The 7,243-nt window shown below is 63.5% G+C and carries 6 protein-coding genes; all 6 read left to right on the forward strand.

Features of this window, described 5'->3' with window-relative positions; all coding sequences use genetic code 11:
- Positions 1–60 precede the first annotated feature (60 nt).
- Positions 61–1,041, forward strand: coding sequence for a TRAP transporter substrate-binding protein (locus ABWP84_RS12170; RefSeq protein WP_353212304.1), 981 nt, complete (start codon positions 61–63; stop codon positions 1,039–1,041).
- Complete coding sequence (locus ABWP84_RS12175; protein ID WP_353212305.1) at positions 1,038–1,538, forward strand: TRAP transporter small permease; 501 nt, start codon at positions 1,038–1,040, stop codon at positions 1,536–1,538. The genes ABWP84_RS12170 and ABWP84_RS12175 overlap by 4 nt, the downstream gene beginning before the upstream one ends.
- Position 1,539: 1 nt before the next feature.
- Complete coding sequence (locus ABWP84_RS12180) at positions 1,540–2,820, forward strand: TRAP transporter large permease (protein WP_353212306.1); 1,281 nt, start codon at positions 1,540–1,542, stop codon at positions 2,818–2,820.
- Positions 2,817–3,830: an NAD-dependent epimerase/dehydratase family protein gene (locus ABWP84_RS12185; RefSeq protein WP_353212307.1), complete on the forward strand. Its 1,014-nt coding sequence runs from the start codon at positions 2,817–2,819 to the stop codon at positions 3,828–3,830. Before ABWP84_RS12180 ends, ABWP84_RS12185 begins: the two co-directional genes overlap by 4 nt.
- Positions 3,831–3,880: 50 nt before the next feature.
- Positions 3,881–4,816, forward strand: coding sequence for a tripartite tricarboxylate transporter substrate binding protein (locus tag ABWP84_RS12190; protein ID WP_353212308.1), 936 nt, complete (start codon positions 3,881–3,883; stop codon positions 4,814–4,816).
- A gap of 551 nt (positions 4,817–5,367) precedes the next feature.
- A complete protein-coding gene (locus ABWP84_RS12195) occupies positions 5,368–7,038 on the forward strand; it encodes an MFS transporter (RefSeq protein WP_353212309.1) in 1,671 nt (556 codons plus the stop codon).
- The last annotated feature ends 205 nt before the right edge of the window (positions 7,039–7,243 follow it).

Below are 7,243 nucleotides of genomic sequence, written 5' to 3' on the forward strand. Positions count from 1 at the left end.
GACGATGCCCGGCCGCGCGGCGCAGCCTTGCGGTCAAAACAACACTGTCGAGGAACAACCATGCACAGCCCACGCCGCCCCCTGCTGCTCGGCGCCCTCGCAGCCCCCTGGCTCGGCGGCCGTGCCTCGGCGCAGACCATCACGCTGCGCAGCGCCGATACCCATCCCGATGGCTACCCCACGGTGGAAGCCGTGAAATTCATGGGCAATCTGGTCGAGCAGCGCTCCGGTGGCCGGCTCAAGGTGCAGGTCTTCCATTCCCGCCAATTGGGCGAGGAGCGTGAGACGCTCGAGCAAACCCGCTTTGGCGTCATCGACATCAATCGGGTGAATTTCGGCCCGCTGAACAATCTGGTGCCAGAGACCGCCATTCCCGGCCTGCCCTTCGTCTTCCGCGATGAGGCGCATATGCGCCGGGTGATGGATGGGCCGATCGGCAGCGAGATCGTCTCAGGCGCGGACCGTCACGGCTTTGTCGGCCTGTGCTTTTATGACAGCGGCGCGCGCAGCTTCTATTCCCGCCGCGGCCCGATCCGCACGCCCGATGATATGCGCGGCCTGAAGGTGCGGGTGCAGCAGAGCGACCTTTGGGTGGCCATCATGCGCGCGGTGAATGCCAATGCCACGCCGCTGCCCTTCGGCGAGGTTTATTCCGCCCTGCAAACCGGCGTGGTGGATGCGGCCGAGAATAATTGGCCGAGCTACCACTCCACCCGGCATTTCGAGGTGGCGAAATACTATTCCGAGACCGAGCATTCCATGTCGCCGGAAATCCTGGTGGCCTCTAAACGCTCCTTTGACCGGCTGCCGCGCGACCTGCAGTCCATTCTGCGCGATGCGGCGAAGGAGAGTGTGGGCGAAATGCGGAAGCTGTGGGATGCGCAGACCGCCGCCTCCCGCGCCGCCGTGCAGGCTGGCGGCGCGCAGATCAACCCGGTGGAGAAGGAGGCTTTCGCCCGCGCCATGGCACCGGTTTACGCCCAATTCGCCAGGGATGACCGGCTGCGCGGCCTGGTCAGCCGTATTCGCGAAGCGGCGTGAGTCGCTTCCTGCACCGCGCCTGCACCGCGGCGCTGTGGCTGGGCGGTGTTGCCATGGTGGTGATGGTGGTGATCGTGGCCTGGGCGGTGTTTGGCCGCTTCGTGCTCAATGACACCCCCGCCTGGGCCGAACAGGTGGCGATGCTGCTGCTGGGCTGGGTGATTCTGGGCGCGGCTGCGGCCGGCGTGCGGGAAAACACCCATATGGGCTTTGATATTCTGCGTAATTCTCTGCCTGCGCCGGTGGCGGCGATCTTCGCCCTGCTGAGTGACGCGGTGGTGGCCGGCTTTGGCGCCTGCATGGTGTGGTTCGGCACCGAATTGGCGGCAGGGGTATGGGATGCGACGCTGCCAACCACCGGCCTGCCCGGCGGGGTAGAATACCTGCCCATGGTGCTCGGCGGCACCCTGATCACCGCCTTTGGGGCCGAGCGCATCCATTGCCGCCTGCGCGGCCTGCCACTGCCCGAACCCCGCCAGCACCTGGTGGATGGCTGAGATGGCAGTCGCCATTCTGATGGGCGTTTTCACCGCCCTGCTGCTGATCGGCACGCCGGTGGCCTTTGCCCTCGGCGCGGCCGCCATGGCGACAGTGGTCTATCTGGACCTGCCGGCCATCGTTGTGGTGCAGCAGCTCTCCTCCGGCATGAATGTATTTTCCATGCTGGCCATCCCGTTCTTCATCTTCGCCGGCGATCTGATGATGCGCGGCCGGATCGCTGATCATCTCGTGGCCTTCGCCGCCGCCCTGGTGGGGCATATGCGCGGCGGGCTGGGGCAGGTGAATATCGTGGCCTGCACCTTGTTCGGCGGCGTCTCCGGCTCGGCGGTGGCGGATGCTTCGGCGGTGGGTGGGGTGATGATCCCGCAGATGCGCAAGCGCGGCTATGCGCCGGATTACGCCGTCAATGTCACCGCCAATGCCGCCTTGATCGACCTGTTGATCCCGCCCAGCCACAATATGATCCTCTATGTCATTGCCGCCGGCGGTGCCATCTCGGTGGCGGATTTGTTCACCGCCGGCATCATCCCCGGCATGCTGCTGATGGCGGTGCTGATGTTCACCGCCTGGGTGGTGGCGGTGAGGCGCGGCTACCCGGCGGAACGCTTTCCCGGCTGGTGGGCGCTGGCCCGGCTGGCGGCGGCTGCACTGCCCGGGCTGATGTTGATTGTCATCATCTTCGCCGGCGTGCGCAGCGGCATTTTTACCGCCACTGAAAGCGCATGCGTGGCCGTGCTCTATGCGCTGCTGGTTACGCTTTTGGTCTATCGCAGCCTCAATTGGGAGGCATTTCGCGAGGCTGTGCTGGGGGCGGTGCGCACCACCGGCATGGTCATGCTCATCATCGGCACCGCCACCGCCTTTGGCTGGCTGATGGCCTTGTTGCAGGTGCCGGCTGCCACCGTGGCGCTGATGCGCGGCATCACCAATGATCCGCTGCTGACGCTGTTGATCATCAACATCATCCTGTTGCTGCTGGGCACCTTCATGGATATGGCGCCGCTGATCATGATCGGCACGCCGATTTTCCTGCCGGTGGTGAAGGCACTCGGGATGGACCCGGTGCATTTTGGCGTGGTGATGATTCTCAATCTGGGCATTGGCCTGGTCACGCCGCCGGTTGGGCCCGTATTGTTCGTGGCCTGCGCGGTGGGTGGCATTTCGATGTGGGAGGCGACGAAAACCAGCATTCCCTTCTATATCGCCGGCATTACCGTGCTGATGTTGGTCACCTATATCCCAGCGCTCTCGCTGTGGCTTCCTGGAGTGTTTCGATGAGTGTTTCCGTCCCTATTGAGGGCAATGTGTTTTGCATCGTGGGTGGTGCCTCGCTGGTCGGTTCCGCCACCGCCGAGCATCTTCTGGCGCGCGGCGCGGCCGAGGTGCGCGTCTTCGACAATTTCGCCTTTGGCGGCGATGCGGCGCTGGCGCATATCGCCGATCATCCACGCCTGAAAATCATCCGCGGCGATGTGATGCGCCTGCCGGACCTGCTGGCGGCGCAGAAAGGCGCGCATGGCGTGCTGCAACTCGCCGCGCTGATGACGCTGAACATGGACCGCGATTCCTGGACCGGCATGGATGTGAATATCCGTGGCGTGCAGAATTCGCTGGAGGCCGCGCGGCATAATGGCGTGGGCAAATTCGTCTTTGCCAGTTCCAACGCCGTCTATGGCTATGGCCCGGGCATCAAGGGCGATCTGGTGGAGGGCACGCCATTCCATTCCGCCGGCGCGCCGCCCGCCGCCATTCTCTATGGCGCCACCAAAATCATTGGCGAGCAGCTCTGCCGCGCCGCCTTCCAAAAGCACGGGCAGGATTATGTCGTGCTGCGCTATTCGACCGTCTATGGCGAGCGGCAGCATTACCGCGCCGCCAATGCGCTTTACATCATCGAGACGTATGACGCCGTGCGCGCCGGCCGCGCACCAAAAGTGTTTGGCGATGGCAGCGAGACCAAGCATTTCGTCTATGTTGGTGATCTGGCGCGGGCCAATGCGGCGGCGTTCGAGGCTGCGGCCACCGACGTGGCCGTGAACACCTCCGGCCCCGAGCCCATCTCCACGCTGGAATTGGTGCGCCTGGTGACCGAGATTGCCGGTGGCGGCCCCGAGCCCGAATTCATCGGCGAGACGCCCGGCAAGGTGCGGCTGACCTCCGGCGGTGCCTTCGATATTGTGCACGGCGAAGCAAAGCGGGTGTTGAACTGGGAGCCGCAGATGCACATGCGAGAAGGCCTAACCCGCCTCATGGCCTGGCTAGAGCAAGACCGAGCAAAAAACGGATAAAAAGAAAGGAGCCTGGGGGAATTCATTCCCCCAGTGTCGAAGGGAGAAACATGAAAAGAAGAGCAGTCCTGGCCTGTCTGGCCACCCCGGCAATAGCCCAACCCTGGCGCCCCGAACGCCCAATAGAAATCCTGGTAGGCTTCGCCCCAGGCGGCGGCACGGACCTTGACGCCAGAAGCTATGGCGCCGCCATGGAGCGCGTGTTGGGTGTGCCCTTCGTGGTGACCAACCGTGCCGGTGCCGGCGGTGAGGTGGCGCTGGCCGCGGTGGCCCGGGCCAGGCCCGATGGCCTGACCTTGGGCACCACCAATATGCCCGGGCTGCTGACCATCCCCATCGAGCGCGCGGCGCAGTTCAAGCTGGCCGATTTCGCCCCCATCGCCAGCCTGGTGACCGACCCTTCGGCCATGACGGTGCATGCCCAGAGCCCGCTGCGCAGCGTGGCCGATATCATCGCCCGTGCCCGGGCCAACCCCGATACGCTCACCTTCGCCAGCCCCGGCGTGGGCACCGATGATCATTTGCAGCTGGTGCTGTTCATGGCGCTCACCGGTACAAGGATCACCAATGTGGTCTATGCCGGCGATGCGCCGATGCGCACCGCGCTGCTCTCGCGCCAGGTGGATATCAGCGGCTTGAACCTCGGCGCCTCGGCCGCCAATGCCGAGAATACCCGCATCCTGGCGCATGCAGGTGCGGCGCGCAGCCGTTTCGCGCCCGATGTGCCCACCTTCAAAGAACTCGGCTTGGATATCCAAATGGCCTCCGAGCGCGGCATTGTGGCGCCCGCAGCCACGCCCGCGCCCATCCTGGCCCGGCTGCGTGAGGCCACGGCAGTGGTCGCGCAGGACCCGCAATTCCGCCAGCAATTGGAGCAGCGTTATTCCGAACTGGCCTATGAGCCGCATGATACCTGGTTCGCCCGCCTCGCCCATCGCGAGGCCGAGTACCGCAGATTGTGGCAAACCACGCCTTGGAACCGTTGACCGCAGCGTCCCGCCTAGAGCCGTTTCACCGAGAGCGAAGACGGTGAGACGGCTCTAGCCTTTGTTTGTCGTGCATCATCCGCTCAAACCATTCCGTTTGAGCGGATGATACTCTGTGAGAAGACCCGACCATGCCTGCAGCGGCCCTGGCCCATCCGCCAGGGCAGGAAATTGCATGGGCTTGTTCGTAAATCTAACAAAAATTTTAATATTTTCAGTCTACCGGCATTGCGCGGTCGCTCAGGCAGCGCCGGCTTGGCCGCCATCTGGCATCGAATTCCCGTTGTTTCGCGGCAAAAAACTGCCATAATGCAGCCTGCGCATGGAATCTAGGCTAAATTGGTACGCCCCCCCCCCGTGCTTTGCCCGGATGGCAGCTTGGTTATGACGCAGGACAAAAGCTAACAAAAAATCAACTTTTATCCAGATTGCATTTCCTCAGGCGCCCCAGCACGGTAACAGGGCGACATTAGCACAATTTCAAACCATAAGGGCCGCGTGAAAACGGCCATCTGGGAAGCGAGGGACGAAAAATAATGGCATCTCCATCCATGGCCACGGGCGTGGAGGCGGCAAACCGCCCCATGACCAAGGAAGAGAAGAAGGTCATCCTCGCCTCCTCTCTCGGCACCGTTTTCGAGTGGTATGATTTCTATCTCTACGGCTCGCTGGCGGCGATCATCGGCGCGCAGTTCTTCAGCCAGTATCCGGAGGCGACGCGCAACATCTTCGCCTTGCTGGCCTTCGCCGCAGGCTTCCTCGTTCGCCCCTTCGGCGCCCTGGTGTTTGGCCGCCTGGGTGACCTGGTGGGCCGCAAATACACCTTCCTCGTCACCATCGTGATCATGGGCGCCTCGACCTTCGCCGTCGGCCTCCTGCCCAGCAGCGAGACCATCGGCATCTCCGCCGCCATCATCCTGATCGTGCTGCGCTGCCTGCAGGGCTTGGCGCTGGGCGGTGAGTATGGCGGTGCGGCGACCTATGTGGCCGAGCACGCGCCGCATGGCCGCCGCGGCTTCTACACCAGCTTTATCCAGATCACCGCGACCGCCGGCCTGTTCCTGTCGCTGATCGTGATCCTGAGCGTGCGCAGCATTGTGGGCGAACAGGAATTCGCCGCCTGGGGCTGGCGCATTCCCTTCCTGCTCTCGGCCTTCCTGCTCGCCATCTCGGTCTATATCCGCCTCTCGATGAACGAGAGCCCTGCCTTCCAGAAGATGAAGGACGAGGGCACTCGTTCAAAGGCGCCACTGGGCGAGGCCTTCGGCCAATGGAAGAACGCGAAGATCGCGCTGCTCGCTTTGCTCGGCCTTGTCATGGGCCAGGCAGTGGTCTGGTACACCGGTCAGTTCTACGCGCTGTTCTTCCTCGGCTCGGTGCTGAAGGTGGATGGCTTCACCACCAATATGCTCATCGCCTGGAGCTTGGTGCTGGGCTCGGGTGGCTTCGTGCTCTTCGGCTGGCTGTCGGACAAGATCGGCCGCAAGCCGATCATCATCGGCGGTATGCTGCTCGCTGCCGTCACCTATTTCCCGCTCTTCAAGCTTATGAGCCATGAGGCCAACCCGGCACTCTCAGCCGCGCATGCCAACATCTCGGTTGTCGTCCGGGCCAACACGGCCGGTTGCTCCTTCCAGTTCAACCCGACCAATACCGTCTCCTTCACCCAGCCATGCGACGTGACCAAGGCGGCACTTGCCCGCGCCTCAGTCAACTACCGCGTCGAAAATACGCCGGGTGACGCGGTGACGGTGACGGTCGGCAACCAGCCGCCTGTCAACGCCACTAACAACCCGAACTTCCGGCGCGACCTGGCGGCGGCGCTCACCGCGGTGGGCTACCCCGTCGCGGCCAACCCCACAGTGGTGAAGATGTCCGGTCCCTTTGACATCTTCCGCGAACAGCCTGCCGTGCTCATCGCCATCCTGACCCTGTTGGTGATCTACGTGACCATGGTCTACGGCCCCATCGCGGCGGCGCTGGTGGAAATGTTCCCCACCCGCATCCGCTACACCTCCATGTCGCTGCCCTATCACATCGGTAATGGCTGGTTCGGCGGGCTGATGCCGGCCACCGCCTTCGCCATGATCGCGCAGACCGGCGATGTGTATTACGGCCTGTGGTACCCCATCGTCATCGCCGTGGCCTGCGCGGTGATCGGCATCCTGTTTGTGCGGGAAAGCAAGGACAACGACATCAACGCGGAAGAAGTCTCGCGCTGATCCTTTCCCTGTCCTGATATCGGCCGCGGAGGGTAACCTCCGCGGCCTTTTTTATTCCTGGCGCATCGCGATCGGCGCCCTGGCCAGACCATCCCGTGACAGTTTCCCCGCCGGGTGGGGTTGCGCCGTCATCGGCAAAAAGCTAGTCGAAACTCCACGGCGCGCTGCCGTAGCTCAGTGGTAGAGCACTCCCTTGGTAAGGGAG

The organism is Rhodovarius sp., assembly GCF_040399605.1.
Taxonomy (GTDB): Bacteria; Pseudomonadota; Alphaproteobacteria; order Acetobacterales; family Acetobacteraceae; genus Rhodovarius; species Rhodovarius crocodyli_A.